Source organism: Nostoc sp. ChiQUE02 (assembly GCF_034531305.2).
Classification (GTDB): Bacteria; Cyanobacteriota; Cyanobacteriia; order Cyanobacteriales; family Nostocaceae; genus Nostoc.
On the sequence record NZ_JAVRBN020000024.1, the window covers coordinates 43,789 to 67,675 of the forward strand.

At 42.7% G+C, this 23,887-nt stretch carries 23 protein-coding genes and 1 tRNA gene; 5 read left to right on the forward strand and 19 right to left on the reverse strand.

Annotation, left to right across the window (positions count from 1 at the left end; all coding sequences use genetic code 11):
- Positions 1–123 precede the first annotated feature (123 nt).
- Positions 124–194 (reverse strand) — tRNA-Cys (locus tag RM347_RS22775).
- 236 nt (positions 195–430) lie between these two features.
- On the reverse strand, positions 431–1,021 hold the full coding sequence (locus RM347_RS22780) for a chromophore lyase CpcT/CpeT (RefSeq protein WP_322720106.1): 591 nt from the start codon (positions 1,019–1,021) through the stop codon (positions 431–433).
- Between the two features lie 254 nt (positions 1,022–1,275).
- Between RM347_RS22780 and RM347_RS22785 the strand changes: the two genes are divergently transcribed.
- Positions 1,276–2,505 carry a tetratricopeptide repeat protein gene (locus tag RM347_RS22785; RefSeq protein WP_322720107.1) on the forward strand — a complete coding sequence of 410 codons (1,230 nt, stop codon included), beginning with the start codon at positions 1,276–1,278 and terminating at the stop codon, positions 2,503–2,505.
- An 18-nt stretch (positions 2,506–2,523) separates the two neighbouring features.
- Here RM347_RS22785 and RM347_RS22790 read toward each other — a convergent pair whose 3' ends face one another.
- From RM347_RS22790 to RM347_RS22815, 6 genes are all read right to left on the reverse strand, one after another.
- Positions 2,524–3,267: a M50 family metallopeptidase gene (locus tag RM347_RS22790; RefSeq protein ID WP_322720108.1), complete on the reverse strand. Its 744-nt coding sequence runs from the start codon at positions 3,265–3,267 to the stop codon at positions 2,524–2,526.
- Between the two features lie 122 nt (positions 3,268–3,389).
- A complete protein-coding gene (locus RM347_RS22795; RefSeq protein ID WP_322720109.1) occupies positions 3,390–3,521 on the reverse strand; it encodes a hypothetical protein in 132 nt (43 codons plus the stop codon).
- Positions 3,522–3,598: 77 nt separating this feature from the next.
- Entirely contained in the window at positions 3,599–4,480 is an 882-nt protein-coding gene (locus RM347_RS22800) for an FHA domain-containing protein (protein ID WP_322720110.1), read from the reverse strand.
- A 215-nt stretch (positions 4,481–4,695) separates the two neighbouring features.
- On the reverse strand, positions 4,696–5,418 hold the full coding sequence (gene pgl / locus RM347_RS22805) for a 6-phosphogluconolactonase (RefSeq protein WP_322720111.1): 723 nt from the start codon (positions 5,416–5,418) through the stop codon (positions 4,696–4,698).
- Between the two features lie 273 nt (positions 5,419–5,691).
- Positions 5,692–6,435: a ribonuclease PH gene (gene rph, locus RM347_RS22810; RefSeq protein ID WP_322720112.1), complete on the reverse strand. Its 744-nt coding sequence runs from the start codon at positions 6,433–6,435 to the stop codon at positions 5,692–5,694.
- 185 nt (positions 6,436–6,620) lie between these two features.
- On the reverse strand, positions 6,621–7,244 hold the full coding sequence (locus RM347_RS22815) for an adenylate kinase family protein (protein ID WP_322720113.1): 624 nt from the start codon (positions 7,242–7,244) through the stop codon (positions 6,621–6,623).
- A gap of 332 nt (positions 7,245–7,576) precedes the next feature.
- Between RM347_RS22815 and RM347_RS22820 the strand changes: the two genes are divergently transcribed.
- Positions 7,577–8,113, forward strand: coding sequence for a P-loop NTPase family protein (locus tag RM347_RS22820; protein ID WP_322720114.1), 537 nt, complete (start codon positions 7,577–7,579; stop codon positions 8,111–8,113).
- A gap of 212 nt (positions 8,114–8,325) precedes the next feature.
- Here RM347_RS22820 and RM347_RS22825 read toward each other — a convergent pair whose 3' ends face one another.
- From RM347_RS22825 to RM347_RS22850, 6 genes are all read right to left on the reverse strand, one after another.
- Positions 8,326–8,454: a hypothetical protein gene (locus tag RM347_RS22825; protein WP_322720115.1), complete on the reverse strand. Its 129-nt coding sequence runs from the start codon at positions 8,452–8,454 to the stop codon at positions 8,326–8,328.
- 63 nt (positions 8,455–8,517) lie between these two features.
- The gene (locus tag RM347_RS22830) at positions 8,518–10,098 is read right to left on the reverse strand and encodes a DHA2 family efflux MFS transporter permease subunit (RefSeq protein ID WP_322720116.1); all 1,581 of its coding nucleotides are present in this window, start codon (positions 10,096–10,098) and stop codon (positions 8,518–8,520) included.
- Positions 10,099–10,260: 162 nt separating this feature from the next.
- Positions 10,261–11,520: an MFS transporter gene (locus tag RM347_RS22835; RefSeq protein WP_322720117.1), complete on the reverse strand. Its 1,260-nt coding sequence runs from the start codon at positions 11,518–11,520 to the stop codon at positions 10,261–10,263.
- A 130-nt stretch (positions 11,521–11,650) separates the two neighbouring features.
- Positions 11,651–13,123 carry an HlyD family secretion protein gene (locus RM347_RS22840; protein ID WP_322720118.1) on the reverse strand — a complete coding sequence of 491 codons (1,473 nt, stop codon included), beginning with the start codon at positions 13,121–13,123 and terminating at the stop codon, positions 11,651–11,653.
- A 162-nt stretch (positions 13,124–13,285) separates the two neighbouring features.
- Positions 13,286–13,753, reverse strand: coding sequence for a MarR family winged helix-turn-helix transcriptional regulator (locus RM347_RS22845; protein WP_322720119.1), 468 nt, complete (start codon positions 13,751–13,753; stop codon positions 13,286–13,288).
- Positions 13,754–13,827: 74 nt separating this feature from the next.
- Positions 13,828–15,486 (reverse strand): glycosyltransferase family 39 protein, encoded by a 1,659-nt coding sequence (locus RM347_RS22850; RefSeq protein WP_322720120.1) that lies wholly within the window; start codon positions 15,484–15,486, stop codon positions 13,828–13,830.
- A gap of 138 nt (positions 15,487–15,624) precedes the next feature.
- On the opposite strand from RM347_RS22850, the gene RM347_RS22855 reads away from it, so the two are divergent.
- Positions 15,625–16,269, forward strand: coding sequence for a class I SAM-dependent methyltransferase (locus tag RM347_RS22855; RefSeq protein WP_322720121.1), 645 nt, complete (start codon positions 15,625–15,627; stop codon positions 16,267–16,269).
- A 179-nt stretch (positions 16,270–16,448) separates the two neighbouring features.
- On the opposite strand, the gene RM347_RS22860 is transcribed toward RM347_RS22855, so the two are convergent.
- Entirely contained in the window at positions 16,449–16,784 is a 336-nt protein-coding gene (locus RM347_RS22860) for a hypothetical protein (protein ID WP_322720122.1), read from the reverse strand.
- On the opposite strand from RM347_RS22860, the gene RM347_RS22865 reads away from it, so the two are divergent.
- Positions 16,783–17,100, forward strand: coding sequence for a DUF1772 domain-containing protein (locus RM347_RS22865; RefSeq protein WP_322720123.1), 318 nt, complete (start codon positions 16,783–16,785; stop codon positions 17,098–17,100). The two genes, RM347_RS22860 and RM347_RS22865, sit on opposite strands and share 2 nt — an antisense overlap.
- A gap of 88 nt (positions 17,101–17,188) precedes the next feature.
- Here the strand turns inward: RM347_RS22865 and RM347_RS22870 are convergent, their stop codons facing one another.
- The 4 genes from RM347_RS22870 to RM347_RS22885 form a co-directional block, all read right to left on the reverse strand.
- The gene (locus tag RM347_RS22870) at positions 17,189–18,013 is read right to left on the reverse strand and encodes a zinc-dependent peptidase (protein ID WP_322720124.1); all 825 of its coding nucleotides are present in this window, start codon (positions 18,011–18,013) and stop codon (positions 17,189–17,191) included.
- Between the two features lie 155 nt (positions 18,014–18,168).
- Complete coding sequence (locus tag RM347_RS22875) at positions 18,169–19,197, reverse strand: hypothetical protein (RefSeq protein ID WP_322720125.1); 1,029 nt, start codon at positions 19,195–19,197, stop codon at positions 18,169–18,171.
- Between the two features lie 384 nt (positions 19,198–19,581).
- Positions 19,582–20,253, reverse strand: coding sequence for a response regulator transcription factor (locus tag RM347_RS22880; protein WP_322720126.1), 672 nt, complete (start codon positions 20,251–20,253; stop codon positions 19,582–19,584).
- On the reverse strand, positions 20,250–21,314 hold the full coding sequence (locus tag RM347_RS22885) for an ATP-binding response regulator (RefSeq protein WP_322720127.1): 1,065 nt from the start codon (positions 21,312–21,314) through the stop codon (positions 20,250–20,252). Before RM347_RS22885 ends, RM347_RS22880 begins: the two co-directional genes overlap by 4 nt.
- Positions 21,315–21,508: 194 nt before the next feature.
- On the opposite strand from RM347_RS22885, the gene RM347_RS22890 reads away from it, so the two are divergent.
- Positions 21,509–23,869 (forward strand): c-type heme family protein, encoded by a 2,361-nt coding sequence (locus tag RM347_RS22890; RefSeq protein WP_322720128.1) that lies wholly within the window; start codon positions 21,509–21,511, stop codon positions 23,867–23,869.
- Positions 23,870–23,887 lie beyond the last annotated feature (18 nt).

Below are 23,887 nucleotides of genomic sequence, written 5' to 3' on the forward strand. Positions count from 1 at the left end.
TACTTAGTCAGATGCTCAACAGATAACTTATAGGATGCCTAGTTACCCCATTTGAATATCAGTTTGAATATCAAAATCGCCATTTGTCTTGTTTTTGGAAGTCCTAAAAGGCTGAAAGCCTTAAGGCGGCACCCGGATTTGAACCGGGGGTGGAGGTTTTGCAGACCTCTGCCTTACCACTTGGCTATGCCGCCACAGCAAGATTCCCTGAACTACTTTAATGTTGCTAAGGTGTCTTAGCAGCCATTTAGTAGTCATAGGGCGCTAGTTAAACCATAATAGCATAGGATTTTGAGGTAGAGATAGTATGTTAACTGGATGTTTTTGGTAGGCTTTAGGCGATCGCTAGAAAATTTCGATTGCAGGTCGATCGCAGCACAAACAAATTTTAGCTGATTAAAGAGATTTGTAACTCCTCACTCCTCACTTGTTACACCTTTACTTCTTCGGCAAAACTACCCCAGCGGAGAAAGTGAAATGGGCCAGCGATAGAACCCCAGAGACGTTCATCGGTGTCTAAATCTCTTCCCCTGTCGAGGCTGAAAAATTCTTTAGCGTCAATCTCAAATTCGTTATCTAGATAAGTATTTTTGCCGTCACGAACCACTATGCAGCCTTTACCAGGTTCAACTCTGCCTTTGAAGCTCTTACCTGTCCACTCTACAACCATGTTGCAACCTGGCATTTTTTCCAATTGGTCAAGAGACAACTCTTTGAGGCGTTCGGGTTCACGAGATGCACCGTAAAATTTCTCTTCTTCTTTAACGGTGTAGTGTTCAATCGCAATGTGGTTTTCTGCCGGAATTAACTTCATTACCCGCATTCGGTAGGGTTGATTGAGCATAAAATCATAAGCTTGTTCGAGAAACAAACTTACCCCTGAGAACAATTCTAAGGGAAGGGGACGGATACACACGCGGATATGGGCATAAAAAGGCGGATTTTCAAAAGCTTGTTCTTGATTGCTAAAGTCAGCTGCCATCCAGCGGGCTAAGGTGGCGATATCGGTAGAATGAGTCATTACAAAACGATCAACTAGTTGCTTAAAAATTGTCTAGGATTATTTTGACACTCCCCTGACTCAAAAATCCTGCCTGCGATCGCAATTTTTTGGATAAATATTATGATGGATGTCCAAAACGATCGCAGATCCAATTTCCAAACTCGGAAAATCAGGATGCTTTAGTCTTTTTTGAAGATATGTGAATAATAGGGCATGGGGATAATTACCAATTACCTCCTTATGCAACTAACTCAAGGCAAAGTAAAGTACCCATGTTAAGGCGCTTAATTATAATCGTTACTGCCAGTATATTCTTTAGCAGTTCCTTGACGCTGGCACAGAGTAAAAAGCCTAAACCACCAGATAAATTTCCTCCCAGTCCTCTAGAAATTATCACACCCGATCCACTGCTACCACGATCGCCCAAAGACAAACAGCCGTTAACTCTCCAAGAACGGCAAAGGTTAGAACCAGCGCTGGATGCGTTAAACCAAGAAGCGGCGGCGAAACTGCAAGCAGGGGATAAGGTGGCGGCATTTGAAATTTGGAATCGGGAACTGCGCTTGCGGCGCTTTTTCGGTTCATTAGCAGAGGTGCAAGCATTATCACGAGTCGGCGAAATCGCTTGGAATCAAAACGACGCACAAGAAGTACAATATATTACTGAGCGATTGCAAGCAATTCAAAAGGAAACACAATCCCAGAAAATAACTGCCCAAATTGATTTAGAATTGTGGCGATCGCTAGGTCAAGCTTACCAAAATGTGCGATCGCCTAAACTAGCTATAGAAGCTTACGACCAAGTTTTGCTAGTAGTACGACAGCAAAAAAATCCAACCGAACTAGTCGAAACCCTCAAGACGATTGGAGAACTGCATTTGAGTTGGTTTGATTATCCCAAAGCTGCACCAATCTATGAAGAGTTATTGACTCTAGCTACTTCCCAAGGGGAACGCGTAAACGAGGTAACATATCTGCGACGACTAGCTTATATTTACGAGCAGAGCCAACAACCACAGCAGTCATTAAATACACTTAATAAACTAGTAGAAGTTTACGTCAATGAAAATAATCTTACAGAAATACCGGAATTAAAGCTAGCGATCGCTTCAGATTACGAATCTCTAGCCAAGAAAGATCCTAACTTATTGCTAGAAGCTTTTAAAAATTATCAAGAAGCTTATACCACTGCTTGGCAATTACAGGAATTCGTTCGTGCTGGTGAAGCTTTGCAGAAGTTAATTGCCTTGTACCGTTCTCAAGGACAAACAGACGAGGCTTTACAGGCTAGCCAAATTCTTGTGCAGACACAGGCGCAAGCCGCAAACTTTTACGGAATGATGCAAGCTTATGACCAAATTGGGCAATTGTATCTAGAACGCAAAGAGTTTCCTCAAGCACTAACAGCCTTTCAAAAAGGGTTAGAACTAGCGCAACAACTCAAACATGAGGAAGCATACTTTACTAGGCAAATTGAAAAACTGTCGAAAGCAAATTTGTAACATGATACTTCGTCACGTTTACTCCGCACGATAGGCAACGCGGAGACTTTGGATTAAAATCACCAGAGATGCGATCGCCATTAACCCGCCCCAAAACCAGTAAGGTAAAAGTAAATACCGTTGCATTTGGGCTGTATCAGAGAGTCCAAGCCGGCCAGCAGAGCTACTAAATAGATAATCAAGTTGATGGTACGTACTTACACAAGCTTGTACACCCAGAAATTGAATGGCAAATCCTTGTGACCAACGAGGTGCTTTCAGGGCAATACCCAAAATTATTAAACCAAGCAAGGGAATTGCCACCAATCCAAACCAGGAACGTACCCAAATTAATGTGGAAAACAGCAAAAAACTACCTAAAATTTTCAAACTCAGGGATGCTGCTGTAAAACTGCGGGAAGCCAAAATCAAAGCTGCACCGGCAAGAGGTGGTCCCATTGGGCCTGCTGCTGCGACCATTGCCGGGCCAATTGGCCCCAATGACGACCGGATGCCATAAGTTGCGACACCGGAACCATTGCTAAAAATCTCTAATTTCTGAAATTGTCCCCCTAATAGCAGTGCCATTAAGCCGTGACCCATTTCATGAAACCAAGTTGCCAGGATGGTAAATGGGTATAAAATATAATCTCCTCCTGGTACTTGCCACAATAAAGCAGTTGCGATCGCTGCCGCAACTAGCCAGGTTAGCCCCATGCGTTCAACAACTGGCGGGGCTTCTTTGGTAAGCAAGGTTTCAAAATTTTTGCTTGGTTGCCTCATAGATCACTCAATTTTAGATTTTAGATTTTAGATTAATTCCCCAAATTAATCAGGGGACATTCGATTTCGGATTTTAGATTATCGCTTCAATCCACAATCCAAAATTGGCAGTTTATTTTTATCTATACTAGTGTAATTATTGAGGTAGTGGGGTTGCTGGATAATGCAACAATTCGCACATCGAAGCGACGGCTGTCAACTATGGCATTATCAAGAACAACATAGTTATCCGTCGCTTGTGTGATGCGGTGCATTTGTTTTTCCTCCAAAAGGGATGCCGGAGGATGGGCAGAAAATGCCTAGACTGATGTCACAATTAATAGAGAATCAGTTAAGCAAGTTGAAAGAGGAATGTCATCAAGTCTCCTTTACCCAAACTGATGCGATCGCCTGGTCGTAAGCGATGACGGTTTCCTGGTAAAAGTGGCAAGTTATTAATGTAAGTGCCATTAGAACTTCCCACATCCTCTACATAATGAGCATCACCCTCGACGCGAATATCTGCATGAATTCGCGAGACAACTTCTGAATTGGGGAATCCTGAAACGTCTATATCTGGGGGAATCCGGTCATTGGGCTTGCCGATATGAATCACAGAAAGATTTTGCGGCAATTCAATTAACCGATCAGTTTGAACGTGGATTAACCTCGCTGTAACCTGCTGCAACTGCGTTCTGGCAGCAGTTGCAGTTGGTGCTGGTGCTGCTGGCGGGGGTACTTCGGCTTCAGAGGCTGGCGCTGGTTCCACCGGTGGTGGAGTAGGAATACTTTGTATAGAGACTACAGGTTGAACTGCGACGGGTGGCGCTGGTTCTGGGGGACTGCTTTCGGTAACAGATAACTGTGGCGCTGGTTCTGGGGGAACTGCCACCTCTGTTGGTGGTAAAGATGAACTGGGAGGATGGGAGTTAGTAGATTTGCCCATTCCCAAGGCATCTGGTTGTAAAAGTTCTAACAGTGGATCGGGTGGAACTAACGGCGGTACTTCCACAGGAACATCGGGAGTAACTGTTGCAGCTACTGTTGCAGGATGAACGTGTGGAACTCCTGCGGAGTGAAGGTTATAGCCACACTGACCGCAGAATGCAGCATCTGCCTGCACAGTTGCCCCACAACTGGGACAGTTAGTAGTTGCAGGTAACGGTGTATAGCAAGCTTCACACTGGACAGCGCCATCAGGGTTGGGATGATTGCAATTAGGGCAGACGATCATCGATATTTAGCCTTTGTTCAAGATCATCATAAATATAGGTAGGACTGGCAAGCAGAGGGCGGCCCTAGCTTTAGATTCTAGCAATTACTGCTAACGCTCTGACGCGGGGAAGGGAAGCAGGGGAGCAGGGGAGCAAGGGAGCAAAGGAAAAGTTGCAGTAAGTTTTCCCCTCTGCCCCTCCGCCTCTCTGCCTCTTGTACCCCATGCCCCCTTCTTCAATGTTGAAGTTCTAAACCTGCTGCCGCATCCAGCAGCCACCAAAGCTCTCCTTGGGGCTGAATTAAGCGGGATGGGTAAGTGAAGTCATCGGCTACGGGTGCAAAGACTTGCGCTAAAGCTGGTCGTTTATTAGCACCAGCAACCAAAAAAATCACGCTGCGAGCAGAGTTGATGAAGGGGTATGTGAAACTTATCCTGGGGTTTCCGTCTTTGTTACCCACAGTAACTAAGCGATCGCGTACTTTGAGAGCCTCTGTGTGGGGAAACAAAGATGCAGTATGTGCATCATCACCCATTCCTAGTAATACTACATCCAACGCGGGAAACTCGACCCCAGAAGAATCGAAGAATTCTTTGAGATGTTGTTCATACTTAGCAGCCGCGAGTTCTGGATTGGCTTCTAAAGTTGGTACAGGGTGAATGTTAGCTGCTGGAATGTCAACACGATCTAGCCAGGCACGACGCGTCATCAGTTCATTACTATCGGGATGATCTGGTGGTACGTAACGCTCATCCCCCCAGAATATATGAATTTTATCCCAAGGCAGTTTTTGAGTAGCAATCGCTTCGTATAACGGTTTAGGTGTACTGCCGCCAGATAAGGCAATGGTAAACCGTCCCCGCTGCTCAATGGCAGTTTCTAACTTAGACAGAATTAATTCTAGCGCTCGTGCAACCAGCGCTGGCTGATCCGGTAGAACTTCAACGGTTTTGTTCATGGCTTCATCATCATATTGCTGGCTTCCAGCAATACAATACCGAACTTATTACAGTCCCCCTTTTTAACTTTTGAAACATTTAACATCGTGGATTAGGTAGGTTGGAAAAACGTAAACGCTCCTTATCACCTTGAATGCTAAGTTGTCAGTAGTCAGTTGTACTAACTACTATGCACTCTGATGATTATTTTTATTTACATCCAGTTACTTGATACTTTGTTGATTAAGACCACAAAGGATACATTTATTAATTCTTATTAAAAATTAATAAAACTAATTAATCACAAACAACGCTTCCCAGTCAGCGATCGCTTCACGTTGGGCAATTAACAATTCCTGAATTCCTTTTTGGGCGACATCTAGCAGCTGATTTAACTGAGTCCGGCTAAAGCTGCCTTCTTCGGCTGTTCCCTGGACTTCAATGATTCCCAGGTGTTGATTCATCACCACGTTAAAATCTACTGTCGCAGCCACATCTTCGATATAATTCAGATCCAAAAATGGCTCTCCCTCCAGCAATCCTACGGAAACTGCGGCTACCTGTCCACACAAAGGCGATCGCTCCAACACGCCCTCTTGCAACAATTTAGAAATTGCATGACCCAACGCCACAAACGAGCCTGTAATAGCTGTTGTCCGAGTTCCAGCGTCTGCTTGCAACACATCGGTATCCACAGTCAGCGTACGTTCTCCCAGTGCCTCAAAATCCACTGCTGCGCGTAAGCTACGTCCAATAAGACGTTGAATTTCTTGCGTCCTTCCTGATAATTTCAATAATTCCCTTTCTTGCCGTTTTTGCGTAGCAGATGGTAGCATCCGGTACTCAGCAGTTAACCAGCCTTTACCGCTTCCTTCGAGAAACTTCGGAACTCCCTTATTAACGCTAACAGTACAAAGTACTTGAGTATCACCGCATCTTGCGAGAACAGAACCGGGGGCAAAGCGGGTGAAACTGGGGTGAAAGCTGATCGGACGTAGTTCGTAGGGAAGACGGCCGTCAGGACGCTGCCAAGCCATTGGAGTTGCCTCAAGATTTTATATGGAATACTGCCTTAAGGTTACCTTAGTGTTGCAAATCATCATTTTTGGGGCATTTGTCATTTGTCATTAGTCATTTGTCATTAGTTATTAATTCTTCTCTCTTACTCACTTACTCCCTCATCTCCCCCTGTCCCCTTGTCCCCTTGTCCCCTGCTTCTTTTCTAAGGAACCGAAAGCAGAGTCAAAATATTTTGCAGCACCATCTCTGGTGACTGGTCGCCGTTGATGGTCAACAAGCAGCGACGACGGTCGTAATATTCTAGGATAGGAATGGTGCGATCGTAAAATAATTCTACACGGCGTTGCACGATTTCTGGTTGGTCATCTGGTAGCGATCGCCCCAAGGATCGGCTAACCATGACTGCTTCCGGAACTTGGAGATAAATTGCCCAATCTAGCTTTTGCCCTAAATTATCCAATAAAAAATCTAATTCTTCAGCTTGGAAGGCAGTACGAGGATAGCCCTCTAAGACCCAATCGCAGTTAATATCTGGTTGTCTGAGACGAATTTGGATCAATTCAATGATCATTTCATCCGGAACCAACTCCCCTTTTTCCACGTATGGCCGTGCGTGGTAACCTAGTTCACTCAGGCTAGCGTAAACCGAAAGAGAAGTCCGGGGGTCGGCTTCCGACCATTGGAACTCCGGGAGGAGCTTATCGCCAGATATCGCTTCCCGTAAAATCTCTCCTGTAGAAATCAAAGGAATATCAAAGTATCTGCAAAGCCTTTGTGCTTGAGTGCTTTTACCCGATCCTGAACCTCCCAGAATCACCAATCTCACAACAATTAACTCCTCATCTTGTCAAATCCACTACTTGCTAAGTCTGTTTTGCCCAAACAACCGATAAATCTAACATTTAGCGATTTTCAGCCGTTATACCCAGCTTTTTTAAATAATTGGAACTCTAACTCATGTGTTCTCATTTTTACAACTACTTTCAGAGAAAAAACGAAAATAACTCTTGACTTCAGCACAAACGTAGTGTTTGACTAAGAATGCAATTTGCCAAATCCACCACACCTGTGAAAAACAGATTGATTATACAGGCAGATTTGTAATAAGTACCGCCAGCACAAACCTTTAATTTATTGTAATTTTTTGAACTTTAACCTATGGTTGCCCAGTTAGAAACTCCAAGTATAAATTCAACCCTAACCTTACCATATCCAGTTGAAGGACTAGTGCAAGTTTTCACTAGCTCCCATCGTAACTTTTTTACGAGCGTTATGGCTCAAGCACTGAGAATAGCTGGACAAGGAACGCCAGTATTAATAGTGCAGTTCCTCAAAGGGGGTATTCGTCAAGGACAGGATCGACCTATACAATTAGGGCAAAATTTAGATTGGATTCGTTGTGATTTGCCTCGTTGTATCGATACACCACATTTAGATGATACGGAAAACCAAGCTTTACAAAAATTGTGGCAGTATACACAGCAGGTAGTGTGTGAGAGTAAGTATTCTCTCGTGGTGTTAGATGAGTTAAGTTTAGCGATTAACTTTGGTTTAATTCCTGAAACGGAAGTTTTAGCGTTTCTGGCAAAACGCCCTCCCCACGTCGATATCATTCTCACAGGACCAGAGATGCCAAAATCTCTCTTGGATGTAGCAGATCAAATTACAGAAATCCGCCGGAGTTATCGACCTTAAATAATCCATTTCCAATTGATAAGTGACTCAAAAGGTGAGTTGCCACTGCTAGTATTTAAGTGGAGGAGAATGGTGCTGATAAGGATTTTTATTTGTGCTGTTGTCTCCACTGTTTTAAAACGCTCTCAAGTTGAGTTAAAGCATCTTTATAGTCTTTGAACTCGATTTCAGAAAATACAGTAGGTATACCACGAGGGAATCTCGATATTACTTTACCTCTTTTGTAAAGTAATATAATTGGAAGTTCTCTCCCAGTCTTTGGCGGGTACTTCCTCATACTCGTGTTTGATTTCACTTACTTTCTCGCCTTCTAGATATTCTTCTGGAGATATAGTACTCACTTTGGCTAATGACCATTTTAGTAACTTAGAGTTTTATCAAACATTTTAACCCATAGAACAAATCTAATGAGCGACAGTGCCACCAGTTGGCTTCACCTTTTTGAAGAATAAAATGGCAATGCCGCTGATTAATAAAGCAATACCAATAAAGTAGAAGCAATCGTTAAAAGCCATCACAAACGCTTCACGACGGACGATATTAGATATGGATGCGATCGCTTGATTTTGTGCTGTACTCAAATCTGCTCCTCGACTGATAAAATACTGTGTCATCTGGTCAATTCGCTGTTGAGTTTCTGCGTTATATAAAGATACTCCATCACCTAATCTATTCGAGTGAAATTGTTCTCTATTTGCTAATAAAGTTGCTAAAGAAGCAATTCCGATAGAACCACCCATATTCCGCATCATATTAAATAAACCACTTGCTGAACCTGCTTCTTTTGGACTCAATCCAGCAGTAGCAATAGAAGTCAGTGGCACCATAATTAAGGGTTGTCCCATCGCACGCACAAATTGCGACCAGCGTAACTGATCTAATCCTGTTTCATTAGTCATTCCAGAGTTCATAAATGCACTAATGGAAAACAAAGCTACGCCAACAGCCACCATTAACCGCACATCAATGCGTTGCATCAATTTGGGTATGAGGGGAATAATAAATAGTTGGGGAATACCAGCCCAAATCAACACTTCACCAATTTGCAGTGCATTGTATCTTTGAATTTGGGCCAGATACAGCGGTAAAATATAAATTGAACCATACAATCCTACTCCCAGCGACACATTGACAATACTCGCTAAACCAAAGTTCCGCCTAAATAAAAGCCGTAAATTAATAAATGGTTGCTTACGGGTTAATTCAATATAGAAAAAGACTGCCAAAAAAATTGCCGCAATCACACTTAAGCGCACAATCAACGCTGAACTAAACCAATCTTTACGACTACCTTCTTCTAAAACAACTTGCAGGGAACCTAACCCAATAGCCATTGCAATAATTCCCCACCAGTCACCCTGTTTCAGTAAATTAATTTGGGGTTTTTCTTGCTTAATTCCATACCAAACACCAGCTAGCATTAATGCTCCTGGAATTACATTTATATAAAAGTTGTATTCCCAACCAAAGTTTTCTGTTAACCAACCTCCCAATGTTGGGCCAATTGAAGGTGCAAAAACTGCGCTAAACCCAAAAGCAGCCAATCCAACTGATTGCTTAGATTGGGGTAAAGTCGTTAATACAACTGTCATAGCAGTGGGAATTAATACTCCTCCGCTCAAACCTTGTAAGGCGCGAAATAAAATCATGGAATTGAGATTCCACGACCAAGCACAGCATATAGAAAAGAAAATAAATAGTGCAGTATTTACTAATAAATAACGTCGCAGGGAAAACACCCGTGATAACCATCCTGTTAAAGGAATTACCACAATTTCTGCTACGAGATACGCCGTAGAAATCCAAGAACCTTCTTCTAGAGTTGCTCCTAAACTTGCTTGAATATCTTGCAGTGAAGCATTAGTTATTTGAATATCCAATACCGCCATAAATGCACCAAGCATACTGGCTAATACACCAATCCAGGTTTTTAGCGGTACACGCTCTGGTGGTGCTTGCTGATAAATTACACCTGTATTAGCCATAGTGTTGTTCCAGTTTTCAAAATATTATCCAACAGAATTCAGGAGTCAGCAGTCAGAATTAATTTTGTGCGACTGGCGACGAATCAACAGTTTATTAATTCTGATTCCTAGATTAGGAATTATTATCTAGTAAATTCTATATCATCTATTTGCGTTTTTATCCTAAGCTTTATTATTCATTAAAATGCCCTTTTTTTCATAAATTGGCAGCATTATTTTCCTTAAAGCAGGCAACTGTCTGCTAAAAATGATAGAACCTAAAATACAAACTATACCATCAATAATTAAAGTGTTAGGTGCACCAATCCGACTGGCTAATATACCTCCTAATAAATTACCCACGGGAATCATCCCCAAAAATGACATTGTATATAAGCTCATCAACCGCCCACGTTTGTCATCCTCAACAATTGTTTGTAAAAATGTGTTGCTAGCAGCAATTTGCAGAATTGTACCTAAGCCAACAAATAACATTGTAAATAAAGAGAATGGTAAAAATCGAGACAAAGAAAAGGCAATTAAACCAATTCCTAAAATTGCTGGAGCTAAAGCAATCAATTTACCAATTCCTAAGATTGTTTGACGCGTAGCTAGATAAATCCCACCAGTTAAGGCTCCAACTCCAGAAGCCGCCATCAAAAAACCTAAACTTTCTGCACCACCTTTGAGAACTTGTTCTGCAATAACTGGTACGAGAATAGTGTTTTGCAACCCCATGAGGCTGACTAAAGCTGATAGCAGTAAGATGGCTCGAATGGGTGGAAAACTAAACGCATATACAAATCCCTCTTTGACTTTTTGTAAGGGATTCCCGTCAGTTACCACATTTTTCCAAGGTTTAATTTTCATCGCCAATAAAGCGGCAATTACAGCAATGTAGCTTAAACCATCAATTAAAAAACAATAGGCAGTTCCAACCCTGGCAATTAGTAAACCTCCGATCGCAGGGCCAATTAATCGCGCACCGTTGATCATAGTGGAGTTGATGGCGATCGCATTGGCTAAATCTTCTCTGCGTTCAACCAGTTCTGGCACAAATGCTTGGCGGGCTGGCGCATCTAAGGCGTTAATAAATCCTTGGAACAAACTCAAGGCGATGATGTGCCATACCTGAATCACACCAGTTAGCGCCAGTACCGCTAATGTTAACGATTGAATCATCGCCAAGACTTGCGTACCAATTAAGGTACGATAGCGAGAAAAGCGATCTACAAACACTCCGCCAAAGGGAGCTAAAAAAAAGCTAGGAATTTGACTCGAAAATCCCACAATTCCTAGCATTAATGGGGAGTTTGTCAAGTCATAAACTAGCCAAATCGTGGCAAGTTGCGTCATCCACGTCCCAATTAGGGAAATACCTTGCCCAGCAAAAAACAACTGGTAGTTTCTTGACCTTAAAGCAGGTAGTAGCGGTTTTTTCATGTCAGGCTTGCTTTATACCAATCTGCTTTCATAGATATCATCTCACCTCATCTCTATACGCCTCTCTTTAGATGTAGGAGAATGTCAGAGGCAGAAAGAGGTTTTTCATCTGTTTTAAGCCAATTTGGTATTACTTGACTTCCACCGCAACTTCCGCAGACATCCCTGGAGTAATCCGCGATTCGTACCCTTGAATGCTCTTTTGGTCAAAAACTACTTTTACTGGGATGCGTTGGACAACTTTGGTAAAGTTACCTGTAGCGTTATCCGGTGGCAATAAGGCAAACTGAGCGCCGGAAGCTGGCGAAATACTGTCAACACGACCAATAAAAGCGTGATGAGGGAAAGCATCCAGCTTGATTTCTACTGGCTCTCCTGGTCGCATCTTTTCTAATTGAGTTTCTTTGAAGTTCGCAATTACCCAATATTCGTTATCCACGATCGCCATTAATGGTGTTCCCGATTGGACTCGGTTACCAACTTCGACATTTTTCCTACCTACGCGTCCGGCACTGGGGGCGGTAATATTGGCATAAGATAGTTGCAATTGTGCGTCTTTGAGCGATGCTTCTGATTGGGCGATCGCCGCTTTTGCCGCTTCGTATTGACTACGTTTTACTGTTGTATCTTGTCCGCCTGCGGTAGCTTGTTGCAATCCTCCCTTAGATGCTGCCAATTTAGCTTGGGCGTTGGTGACATTTTCTTGCGCCTGTGCTAATTGAGACTGGGCTTTGGCGACACCAACTCTCGCAGAGGCTAACTTGGCTTGGGCTTGTTCTACTCCCTGAACAGCAGCGTTTTTTTGTGCCGTAGCCACGTTATAAGCGGCTTTGGCTGTGTCTAATTGCTGACGAGCGATCGCCCCTGATTGATACAATTCGTTGTAGCGATTGTAATCTGCTTGTGCTCTTTCCAAATTTGCATTTGCTTGCGCTACCTGCGCTTGGGCGGCGGGAATTCCCGCTTCGGCTAGTCTGACTTCAGCTTGCGCGGCTGGTATCCCAGCTTGGGCTTCTTGTACTGCTGCTTGGGCTGTGGAAATTGCTGCTACTGCACCGCTAACATCACCCTGCGCTTGAGTTGTCTTACCACTGGTGGTTTGTGAACTTAAAGCAATATTTGCTTGGGCGGCTTGTGCCTGTCCACGAGCATTTTCTAGCGCTGCTTGTGCCTGTTGTACCTTACTTTGATAGTCCCGTGGATCTAACTTCACTAACAATTGTCCCGGTTGCACCAGTTGGTTATCATTCACAAGTACCTCACTTACAGTTCCGGGAATGCGGCTACTAACTTGGTGAATGTTTCCTGCAACGGTGGCGTTGTCTGTTTCTTGGTGGGTAGAGGCGTATTGCCAGTAGTTATAACCAAAGGTGCCTGCGACGATCGCACCCACACCTAATCCTGCCAAAATTAAACCAGTCGGTTTTTTCCGCTTCGATGGAACTTCTTTTTCTTTCTCTATCTCAGGAGTTACAACAGGTGCTTCTGCTGTTGCGGATGTTTCTGTGGTCACAGCTTCTAAAGTCTCGGAATCAGGAATCAATTGTTTTTCTAAAACTGGGGTTTTGTGTCTGTTGCGTCCATTAAAAGTATTAGTACCCATGATTGTTACCTCGTTTGTTCGTTCAATTATTTGATTGATAGTCGTTTATTTAGAATGCGTAGTATTTTCTGAAAAAAAATCTTATTTCCTTAGTATGCGTATTATTATCTCAAAACAAATCTTTACATCACTTCCCCCGGTCGGGTGATTATGGGATCATCTTTAGGAGAGGTTAGCGATCGCCCGATTCAAAATTTGGGAAAACAGTTCTCGGTCAGCAAAGGAAATACCGTCCATCGCTTCATCACGCACGGCTGCGGCTATTGGCGGTAAGATCGTTTCTAGTTCCTTACCTGCATCCGTTAACCAGATCCGCCAGATGCGGCGATCGTGGATGTCGCGTTCTCGACGCACCAAGCCGCGTTCTTCCATCCGATCGAGTACGCCTGTTAAAGTCCCCCCCACTTGTTTGAGTTTGTCCCCAATACTAGAAGTGGGTAAACCATCTTCTTGCCACAAACAGCACAACACCAACCAGTGAAATGGAGTCAGTCCAAACGGTTCTAGCCTTTCAGTAAACTTGCGACTGAGCAGTTGTGAGACTAATTTGATTCTGTAGCCCAAATTGTATGGTGCCAGATTTTGCTGCCACGAATCTAAAGCTGAGGAGTGATTAGATGTAGAAACCATTTAGCAAAATACTTAGTATACGTACTATTGTAACTAAATTAATATTTTTTAGCAATACTTGCTTTGTATCTGTCTTAGGAAAGAAATTGAATCAACTGGTACTGTTGGACTGTACCGATAATACGGTGAGGTCGAGATAATTTAGGCGACTGGTCAGTATAGATCCAAGCATAACTTAAAGGTGGTATTTGGGAAATAGAGGCTACTTCTTGGGCATGAATAGGAAGATAGAAATCAATCAGTACTTGGGTTTTCTGGTCTATTTGTACATAGTAGGTAGGATGAGATTGGAGAATTGAGGCGATCGCACTTTGTTGTAAAAAAGTTTTCAAAACAGGATTATAGTCACTTAACAGACCGATGCTACCCATCGCCGCCAAAGCCAGCCAACAGGGAATTAACCAACCTGCAATCCAATAACGCGCTGTGAGAAACTTTTTGTCAAAGTGGTAACGACCAATCCACACCATAGGTAAAATTAACCAACCCAAGCCCATAGCCAAGCCAATACTTGCATACTTGCGGATATCAGAACCACCCCAACTAAGAACGCCAATACTCGCTATCACAAGTAAAACACCTAACCCACCAAAGCTATAACTGAGATTTCGGGGAAGATTCTTCTTTGCAAAAAGGTTTAATACCTTAATTTTACCTTTTTCAAGAGGTAATTTTGGAGTAATTCCTATTTGGTAAATATTGCCTAGCCAGTTTAAACCCACAGATGCAAACAAAGCTATGAACGGATAAAGGCAAAGACTATAGTGAGAGAAACGAGTGCTAAAAAGACTAAGTTCTACAAATAAGACAAGTGGAAAGCCAACTAATATTAACTGGTAACGAGGAATCGGACGACGGACAATCAAAAACAAACCTAAAAGTCCGAAAAAAGTCCAAGGAAATGCTTTTAAAGGAAGATTCCATAAATAAAACAGCCGATCGTTTTGAGAATTATTTTTAGAACCCTGATTCACAACAAAGTTAAGCAACTCTGCAAAACTCTGATTCCCGTAGTGCAGCCAGCTTAACCACAGCCAAACACAGGTAGGTATTAAACCTACGAAAAAGCCTAAATATAAAATTGGGTTAGTAAGATGACGATGACGGCGATGTTCCCAAATTAAATAAGGGAATAGAGCTACAATTGGCAAAAAAATCATAAAGCTTCTGACCAAGAAGCCTAAACCTAAACTTAAACCAGCTATAAAACTCCAAAAATTGCGATATTTAGGATTTAATTCCGTTTTTATTAAAGACAAAATAGCTAAAAGTACCAAGAGAACCATTGGTATATCAGGTGTACTTAAGCGAGAGTATTGCAGCCAGAGAAATTCCACACTTAAAATTGCAGCAGCTAGCCATCCTAATTTTTTGCATAGCATACTTTTGCCGATTTCATACACAAGCCATAAGCTAAAAATGCCAGCAATCATACTAGGAATACGTGCACTAGTATCACTCATCCCAAACAACTCGTAGAAACTGGCAATTATCCAATAAGGGCCAGGGGTTTTATGATGTGCTCTTTCCCAAGGAGTTATCCAATTAGCAGAATCAAACATCAGACGTGCACGCGATGCGTAAAGCGCTTCATCATGTGCCATCAGACTATTGTGTCCAGAAGTAAATAGTAATAAAGGCAGTATCCAAACTAACAAACTAAAATAGGGTAATGATGCTACTAGGCGGATTTGTCGCCAAATATGCCGCAAGAAGTGTAGTTTATATAACATTGAATCGATAAAAATTGAATGCTGCTATTTAGACTCGTTTATGTGTCCTACTGTTATTAAAATATGTTACATAGTCATTATTGAAAAATACTTGAAATTGTCGTAATTTTCCGAAAAAGTCCTCCAAAACAGAGATTTATGCAGTTAAAACCGAATCAACGCCTGAAATTAGATGATACAGACGATAAGCTGTTCTATGCCTATCCTCGCTTCGTTACCCATGTAGATGAAGGATTTATTCAACAGCTAACGGATTTATATCGCGATCGCCTCAAACCCAACACCCGCATTTTTGATATGATGAGCAGCTGGGTGTCTCATCTGCCAGAAGAGATGGAGTTTGACCATGTGGAAGGACACGGACTCAATGGTGAGGAATTAGCACGAAATTCCCGCTTAAATCATTACTTTGTCCAAAATCTTAACGAAAATCCGCAGCTACCTTTACCAGATGAAGATTTTGATGCTGTTCTCAATTGCGTATCTGTGCAGTATGTGCAATATCCAGAAGCAGTATTTTCCGAAATTTACCGCATCCTGAAACCCGGCGGTGTCGCAATTATCAGCTTTTCTAACCGCATGTTTTTTGAAAAGGCAATTCAAGCCTGGCGGGAGGCTTCAGAAGCACAACGAGTAGAATTAGTCAAAGCCTACTTCGCCTCAGTTCCAGGATTTACAACCGCAGAAGTTATAGCTCATAAGTCAACATTACCGAATTTATTACAGTGGTTGGGTGCAGCGGGAGGAGACCCGTTTTATGCCGTTATAGCTTACCGCAATTAAGCCAAATAGTTATGGGATTTCCAGAAATTAAATTATCCAATTTTTAGAGCGATGATGATGATCATATTCTTCCTCCTCTGCTCCCCCTGCTTACACAGCGATGGGACATTTTTTTAGTTGGAAGTCCCTACTATGGGAATCCGCTGTAATGCTGAACATCATGGTCTAAGATAAATCGGTTACAGTCGGACACAAAGCCGAAATCGAAAGTGAGTTTGCCTTCGAGTTGACAGTTTAAGATGGCTTAATCCTTCGTTATCGGCTGTTTTAAAATAGCTTTGCGGTAGCTCAAGTGGCCCAGAACTGAGGCGGTAATCTACAGGAGGCTTTATGACAACCACTAATAACTTGCTTTTCGCATTGAAGCTGTTCTCGGCGCTAGGCTGCGGACTGGTGGCTGGCGTCTTCTTTGCCTTTTCGACTTTTGTGATCAATGCCCTTACACGACTCCAACCGAAGGAGGGTATTGCCGCTATGCAATCCATTAATATCACGGCGATCAATCCGTTGTTCATGTTAGCGCTCTTCGGAACGGCTGCGGCTTGTATGTTTCTAGCGGTTTCCTCGGTGTTAAAGTGGCATCAACATGGTGCTGCCTACTTGCTTGTCGGCAGTCTGATCTATCTCATTGGCACCATTCTAGTGACGATCGCGTTCAATGTGCCACTGAATGATGCGCTGGCGATCGCCAAACCAGACAGCACTGAAGGCGCGAACCTATGGGCTAAATACCTGACCAACTGGACAATCTGGAACCACGTTCGCACAATATCAGCACTGGCGGCAGCAGCAGTGCTGACGATCGCGCTCTGCGATCGAGCGGTGAAATAGGAATGATGAATACGTGTGATAGTCTTATGAGCAGCAAAATAAAACTATATGAGTGTTCAAGCAGCACTAACTTGCAATCCGCTGTAGTTTAAACCCATTGCACAGGATCTAATTGATAGTAACGCTGCAATTGCTTATAAAGTGCCGGATGCTTGGATAACAATTGGTGCGGTTTCTCAAAGAATGTCTCAGTCGCTACGGCAAAAAATTCTGCGGGATTCGTTGCACCATAGCTATCCATTACCGTCTTTGCACCTTGTAGAACATCATTGCAAAGTTGCTGATATGCTTCTGTCATCACCTTCGCCCAAATAGCATAGTCTAAGTTACGTTGCAGTATCGGAACTCCTTCAGCTTTACCATCTTCTTGATCCAACTGATGGGCGAATTCATGAAGCACAACGTTATGTCCATCCCTCCAGTTATTAGTGTCTTGTTTCACTTGTTCCCAAGACACTACCACTTGGTCATTTGTCCATGATTCCCCCAGTCTTGCCACACGCTTTTCTTCAACAACATATTTTCCGATGGAAGTCGTTTCCTGAACAAAATAAGCATTAGGATAGACCAGAATTGAACGAAGTCTAAGGAAGTACTGTCCACGTTCATTTAGTAGGAGTAAACAGGCGACAGCAGCAAGGGTCAGTTTCATTTCCTCCGTCACCTGTAATCCTCTACAGCCAATAAATTGCTTTTCTGCTAAGAATACTTGAATATGTCCCTGAAGTCGTCTGAGTTCATCGGGAGAGAGACACAGATAAATAGGAATATTATTTTCAATAATGGCATTCCACAGTGGAGGAAAAGGACGGTGTTTGAGACGGTTTCTTCGCCTTTTGACGAGAATGGGATTGACTAAAATCCCAGTTATAATCAGCCCAATGATGAGAAAAACAACTATTGTTTGAATCATTGACTTTGAGCAGTTTACATATTTAATACCAATTCTGTGTTGAGATGCGCCAAACCATATGAGTAACTTTAATCCTGGCTCAGGGGAGTAAGTATTCAAAACACTTACTCCCCTACACTTAGCGTTAAATAACTATGACGATCGGTTAGCCTGAACTATGAAAGTTTTTCGCCGTTAAACAAGGCTTCAACTTTCTTATTAGGATAAGTCTTTTTGTTCCATTCTAGGTTAGCGATCGCTTGTTCTCTTGTCCAAGATGGTTCAAAGCCAATACGTACCCCATCCCAAATCAACTCATAGCCGACTTTTTGACCGTTAAACAAACCTTCGATTTTCTTATTGGGATAACCTTTCTTATTGTCCTCCAAATTAGCGATCGCTTGTTCTCTTGTCCAAGATGGTTCAAAGCCAACGCGTACCCCATCCCAAATCAACTCATAGCCGACTTTTTGACCGTTAAACAAACCTTCGATTTTCTTATTGGGATAACCTTTCTTATTGTCCTCCAAGTTAGCGATCGCTTGTTCTCTTGTCCAAGATGGTTCAAAGCCAACGCGTACCCCATCCCAAATCAACTCATAGCCGACTTTTTGACCGTTAAACAAACCTTCGATTTTCTTATTAGGATAAGTTTTTTTGTTCCATTCTAGGGTAGCGATCGCTTGTTCTCTTGTCCAACTGGGTTCTGTACCGACACGTACACCATCCCATAACAATTCAAACTTGCCAATCTCGGCTGGGGCTTTAACAGGAGCTTGAGAGGGATTCGTGGGACTACCTGTACCTGATGGTAAATTCAGAGCAAAATCTTTACTCTTACATTTGCTAACTCCACACGCTTCAGCTTTACCTTCAAAACGCACTGGACTACCCTTAATGCAACCTTTTACCTGAGCATGAGAACCAGCAACACTAATTGTACCGAAAGTTGCACAACCCCCATCACGACCAATGTATTGTTTTTGACTAGTGAGTGGCCCAAACTGTGCATATAATTCGTAGCCTGCGCCTTTCTCTTCCGCACAAACCCCCACATTTGCCACATCTATACAATGACGGTTGCTTGCTGACTCTGCCATTGCAGGTTTCCCAAAAGTCATAGTGAGTAGAGGAAGACTTGTGCTAATGAGTGCAACTACTTGTAACAGGGACTTGTTGAGTTTGGTGTTTTTGATAGTAGACATGATGGAAACTCCTAATTGTTTATCGAGTAAAAATTAATTTGTGTAAACACGCATCCGCCAAGATGATGTGCAGTAATTGCAACCATCGGCGTTAGCAAACGGAAAGATTGAGTCTGACTAAAATTTTTTGGGAGAGCAAAAGTATATTTGACTTTTACTAAACCCTGTTAGACTTATCTCTAGCGATTGAGGTTGGTTGGTTAACTCACCAACCGTTGTCCTCGTTTCGATAGCTTTAAGATATCCGGCAATCAAGGTTGCCCACATCGAATAAATGTCATGTACCTGGCATGACATTTGTCATCGAGAATTAGGTTGGGGCATTGATAAGAGGCAGAGGGGCAGGGAGAAGAGTGCAGAGGAGAGGAATTTTCCCACTGTTCGCTACTTTTCTAACCAAGACATAAACGAATTCGCAACTATAGCTGCTTGGGTGCGATCGCGTAAATTTAGCCGCGCTAAGATATTGCTGATGTGATTTCTCACTGTCCCTTCAGAAAGAAAGACTGCTTGGGCAATTTCGCGGTTACTAGCACCATTGGCAATCATCCTTAAAATTTCTCGTTCTCTCACAGTCAGTTCTGTCATTCCTGGGGGTAACTCCTGCGGCTTGTCTGTTTCGATAACTGACACATTCGCCATCATCTTTTCGACAATTCCCGGCCCAAATTGGGTGTAACCTTTATGAATTGAGCGAATGGCTTCTGCTAATTCCTCCGCAGGTGTATCTTTTAATAAGTAGCCCTTAGCACCAAAGCGCAACGCCTCAGCCACATACTTAGCATCATCAAAGGTGGTGAGGATTAAAATCTTCGTACCGGGAAACTTTTGGCAAATTAGCCTTGTGGCTTCCACTCCATCCATCACCGGCATCCGAATATCCATGAGTACCACATCCGGCGGGAGAAATTGCGCTTGTAAACCCTCTATTAGTTGAATTGCCCTTTCGCCGTTCTCTGCTTCGCCAACAACCTGTAAATCTGGCTTAGTCGTTAACAAGGTTTTCAAACCTCGCCGAACAATCTCTTGATCTTCTGCAATTAATACTCGAATCATGCTACCAGCCTCGGAAATCTTGCGGTAATTCGCCAACCAGCCCCAGGTTGACTGTGAATTTCTAATTGCCCACCTACAGCCGTTGTCCGTTCCCGCATTCCTTGCAGTCCAAAACCGTCAGCAGACATATCAATTGACATTCCTGTGCCATTATCTTGGAGAACTAACAATAAACCTTCAGCAGTAGTGTGAATCTGAATCTGCACATGAGTTGCACTTGCATATTTGCAGATATTTGTCAAGCCTTCTTGGATAATTCTGTAGACGACTGTATTGACTTGATTGGATAAGGGGTAAGATAAATCTATTTGACATTGGGGGAGGATGCCAGTGGTGCGATAGAATTCTTGGGTGAGAGTAGCGATCGCATTTTCCAAAAGCTTCCCTTGCAATGGATCGGAACGAATTTCCGATACCGACTGACGCACAGCTTTCAGGGCATCAGAACCGAGTTTTTTCGCCTCTTTTAAAAATTCGTAGGCTTGTGTTGGGTCAGTTTGCCATAAAGTCAGGGCAGTTTCCATTTGAATGTTGAGTGCTACTAGAGCGTGTCCTAGAGAATCATGAATATCACGGGCGATGCGATTGCGTTCTTCCACCGTCGCCATTGCTTCTATGCGTTGGTTGAGTTCCTTTTCCTGTGCCAAAGCTTTGAGTAACTGTCCTTGCAATCTACAAATCGTTAACTGATTCTCCACCCGCGCCAAAACTTCCTCAACTTGAAATGGCTTAGTAATATAATCTACTCCCCCAGCCGTAAACGCTTTCACCTTATCAAACACTTCATTTAAAGCACTAATAAAAATTACTGGTATTCTTTCAGTCTGGGGATTAGCTTTTAATCGCTGACAAACCTCATAGCCATTCATCCCCGGCATCTGAATATCCAGCAAAATCAGGTCAGGAGGTTGGGCTTGTATCCCCATCAATGCTGTTTGCCCATTAGTCACGCTGCGAACTTCATACCCCTGCTGCATCAACATTGTTGATAACAGGCGCAAATTATCCAATGTGTCATCAACAATCAGGATGTCACCTTTAGGGGAATAATTACTATTCATAGGAGACAGGGGACAGAGGTGTAGGGAAAATACATTTTTTCGTAAACAAATGTCTTGAACTAGGAGACTTCTTGTAAAAGTCTCAATTTTCAACTCTTTACTTTACACCTCTGCGTGAGGCAAAAATCTACACCCAAAAAACATAGTTCAAATTATATACTTTTGAACACACGTACATGAGCCAAGGGGTGAAAATGCTCAGAAAGCTAAAACTGGGAACAAAGTTTACCTTACTACTAACACTAGTATTTCTGGGTGGGATTTGCTTAAGTGGGATGATTCTGGCTTCAGCAATGCAACACTTAGCAGAAGAAGATGTCAGTACTAAGGCAGAAATTTTAGTCCAGACGATGAATTCTGTGAGGAACTACACCGATAACAGCGTCGATCCCCTTTTAGCAAATCAACTACTAACTGCGCCAGCATTTATCCCCGAAACCGTTCCTGGGTATGCAGCCAGACAAGTGTTTGAACAATTTCGCACCCACCCCGAATATAAAAGCTTCCTCTATAAAGAAGCGACACTCAACCCAACAAATCCCCGTGACCAAGCGGATAACTTTGAAATCAACTTGGTGGAACAATTTCGCCAACAACCACAGACGACTAAACTTTCTGGTTATCGGCCTATTTATGGAGAAACCCTGTTTTACATTGCCCAACCGCTAAAAGTAACTCAGCAAAACTGTTTAGTGTGTCATGGCCAGCCAGCATCAGCCCCCAAAAGCATGATTCAAACCTACGGAAGACAAGGCGGGTTTGGTTGGAAGTTGAATGAAATAGTCGCAGCACAAACAATTTATGTCCCAGCTGATGAAGTCTTTATGCGTGTGCGTCATACCCTGACGTTAGTGATGAGTATCGTTGTGGCTGTGTTTGCGTTGGGTGTGTGGTTAATCAATCGGTTTTTGAAGGGGACAGTCATTCAACCACTCAAGCAACTAACTGCGATCGCGCAAAAAGTTGGTGCTGGTACAATCACAGTTGAGCAAGTAGAAGGCTTTGACTCCCCGGAAATTATCAAAGTCGCGCAACGGGCTGACGAACCAGGACAACTAGCACGCACGTTTCAGTACATGGCGCATGAAGTAGCCGCCCGTGAACAAAACCTCACACAAGTAGTCAAACTCCGCACCGCCGAATTAGCAGCAAGTATTAAAGAAGCGGAAACAGCCAGGGCGAAAGCGGAAGCTGCTAACAAAACCAAAAGCCTGTTTCTTTCTAACATGAGTCATGAACTGCGAACTCCCCTAAATGTGATGTCGGGTTTTGTCCAGTTGATGATGCGTAGTGGTTCTCTCAATTCCCAACAGCAAAATTATTTAGATACTATCAGGCGCAGTGGTGAACACCTGCTGACTTTAATTAATGATGTGTTGGAAATGTCCAAAATTGAAGCTGGTCGCACCACTCTGAACGAAACTAACTTTAATCTTGCGGCTCTATTGGACTGGCTACAACAAGTATTTCAATTTAAAGCCCAATCAAAAAATATAGAGCTAATTTTTGCTTTAGCAGCTAATTTACCCCAATATATTTACACAGACGAAAGTAAGTTACGTCAAATTTTAGTTAATCTGTTAGGAAATGCGATTAAGTTCACACCCAAAGGTAAGGTAACGTTGCGGGTGTCAGTAGTGAATCAAGAACCACTTACACTAAATTTCGCGGTAGAAGATACTGGTCTTGGCATTTCACCAGCCGAACTAGAAAACCTATTTGAACCTTTTGTACAAAGCGAGAGCGGTCGCAAATCCCAAGAAGGTACAGGACTAGGATTAGCAATTAGTCGTAGTTTTGTACAGTTGATGGGTGGAGATATTACTGTTAGCAGTCAAGTGGGAGTTGGCTCAATTTTTAAATTCACTATTCAGACTCATGCAGTTGTCACTGCACAAATTGAGATACCAACACCCAGCCAGCAAGTTATGGGATTAATAGCTGGACAACCAACCTATCGAATTCTTGTAGCTGAGGACAAACCAGAAAATCGGCAATTACTAATAGAGTTGTTGACACCTGTAGGCTTTGAAGTGCGTTGTGCCACCAATGGACAAGAAGCAATTAACTTATGGCAAAGTTGGCAGCCGCATTTAATTTGGATGGATATGAGAATGCCTGTACTCAATGGCTATGAAGCGACCAAACAAATCAAAGCATCCGGAAATCCCGCAACAATTGTAATTGCACTAAGTGGCAGTGCTTTTGAAGAAGACCGCCAAACAGCATTATCAACTGGTTGTGATGACTTTGTGCGTAAACCTTTCCGCACAGAAGAAGTTTTTGCAAAAATGGCACTGTATTTAGGAGTACGTTATCTTTATGCAGCCGAATCAATTAGCAGCGCCAACAATCACCGCCTTACACCCCAAGATTTAGCAGTTATGCCAGCTGCATGGATAGCACAATTACGTGACTGTGCAACTAAAGTTCAGAGTCAGCAAATTCTCCAATTAATTAATCAAATTCCCGTATCCCATACCCATTTAGCGAATGGTTTAACGCAGTTAGTAAATAACTTTGATTTTGAGAAAATTTTGGAATTAACAATTTAAAATACTTAGGCAATGCGC

Excerpts from the sequence above, each read along its gene's own strand:
- RM347_RS22780 (WP_322720106.1), bottom strand. The coding sequence starts at position 1,021 with ATGACTCATTCTACCGATATCGCCACCTTAGCCCGCTGGATGGCAGCT.
- RM347_RS22785 (WP_322720107.1), top strand. The coding sequence starts at position 1,276 with ATGTTAAGGCGCTTAATTATAATCGTTACTGCCAGTATATTCTTTAGC.
- RM347_RS22790 (WP_322720108.1), bottom strand. The coding sequence starts at position 3,267 with ATGAGGCAACCAAGCAAAAATTTTGAAACCTTGCTTACCAAAGAAGCC.
- RM347_RS22795 (WP_322720109.1), bottom strand. The coding sequence starts at position 3,521 with ATGCACCGCATCACACAAGCGACGGATAACTATGTTGTTCTTGATAAT.
- RM347_RS22800 (WP_322720110.1), bottom strand. The coding sequence starts at position 4,480 with ATGATCGTCTGCCCTAATTGCAATCATCCCAACCCTGATGGCGCTGTC.
- pgl (WP_322720111.1), bottom strand. The coding sequence starts at position 5,418 with ATGAACAAAACCGTTGAAGTTCTACCGGATCAGCCAGCGCTGGTTGCA.
- rph (WP_322720112.1), bottom strand. The coding sequence starts at position 6,435 with ATGGCTTGGCAGCGTCCTGACGGCCGTCTTCCCTACGAACTACGTCCG.
- RM347_RS22820 (WP_322720114.1), top strand. The coding sequence starts at position 7,577 with ATGGTTGCCCAGTTAGAAACTCCAAGTATAAATTCAACCCTAACCTTA.
- RM347_RS22830 (WP_322720116.1), bottom strand. The coding sequence starts at position 10,098 with ATGGCTAATACAGGTGTAATTTATCAGCAAGCACCACCAGAGCGTGTA.
- RM347_RS22835 (WP_322720117.1), bottom strand. The coding sequence starts at position 11,520 with ATGAAAAAACCGCTACTACCTGCTTTAAGGTCAAGAAACTACCAGTTG.
- RM347_RS22840 (WP_322720118.1), bottom strand. The coding sequence starts at position 13,123 with ATGGGTACTAATACTTTTAATGGACGCAACAGACACAAAACCCCAGTT.
- RM347_RS22845 (WP_322720119.1), bottom strand. The coding sequence starts at position 13,753 with ATGGTTTCTACATCTAATCACTCCTCAGCTTTAGATTCGTGGCAGCAA.
- RM347_RS22850 (WP_322720120.1), bottom strand. The coding sequence starts at position 15,486 with ATGTTATATAAACTACACTTCTTGCGGCATATTTGGCGACAAATCCGC.
- RM347_RS22855 (WP_322720121.1), top strand. The coding sequence starts at position 15,625 with ATGCAGTTAAAACCGAATCAACGCCTGAAATTAGATGATACAGACGAT.
- RM347_RS22865 (WP_322720123.1), top strand. The coding sequence starts at position 16,783 with ATGTTAGCGCTCTTCGGAACGGCTGCGGCTTGTATGTTTCTAGCGGTT.
- RM347_RS22860 (WP_322720122.1), bottom strand. The coding sequence starts at position 16,784 with ATGAACAACGGATTGATCGCCGTGATATTAATGGATTGCATAGCGGCA.
- RM347_RS22870 (WP_322720124.1), bottom strand. The coding sequence starts at position 18,013 with ATGATTCAAACAATAGTTGTTTTTCTCATCATTGGGCTGATTATAACT.
- RM347_RS22875 (WP_322720125.1), bottom strand. The coding sequence starts at position 19,197 with ATGTCTACTATCAAAAACACCAAACTCAACAAGTCCCTGTTACAAGTA.
- RM347_RS22880 (WP_322720126.1), bottom strand. The coding sequence starts at position 20,253 with ATGATTCGAGTATTAATTGCAGAAGATCAAGAGATTGTTCGGCGAGGT.
- RM347_RS22885 (WP_322720127.1), bottom strand. The coding sequence starts at position 21,314 with ATGAATAGTAATTATTCCCCTAAAGGTGACATCCTGATTGTTGATGAC.
- RM347_RS22890 (WP_322720128.1), top strand. The coding sequence starts at position 21,509 with ATGCTCAGAAAGCTAAAACTGGGAACAAAGTTTACCTTACTACTAACA.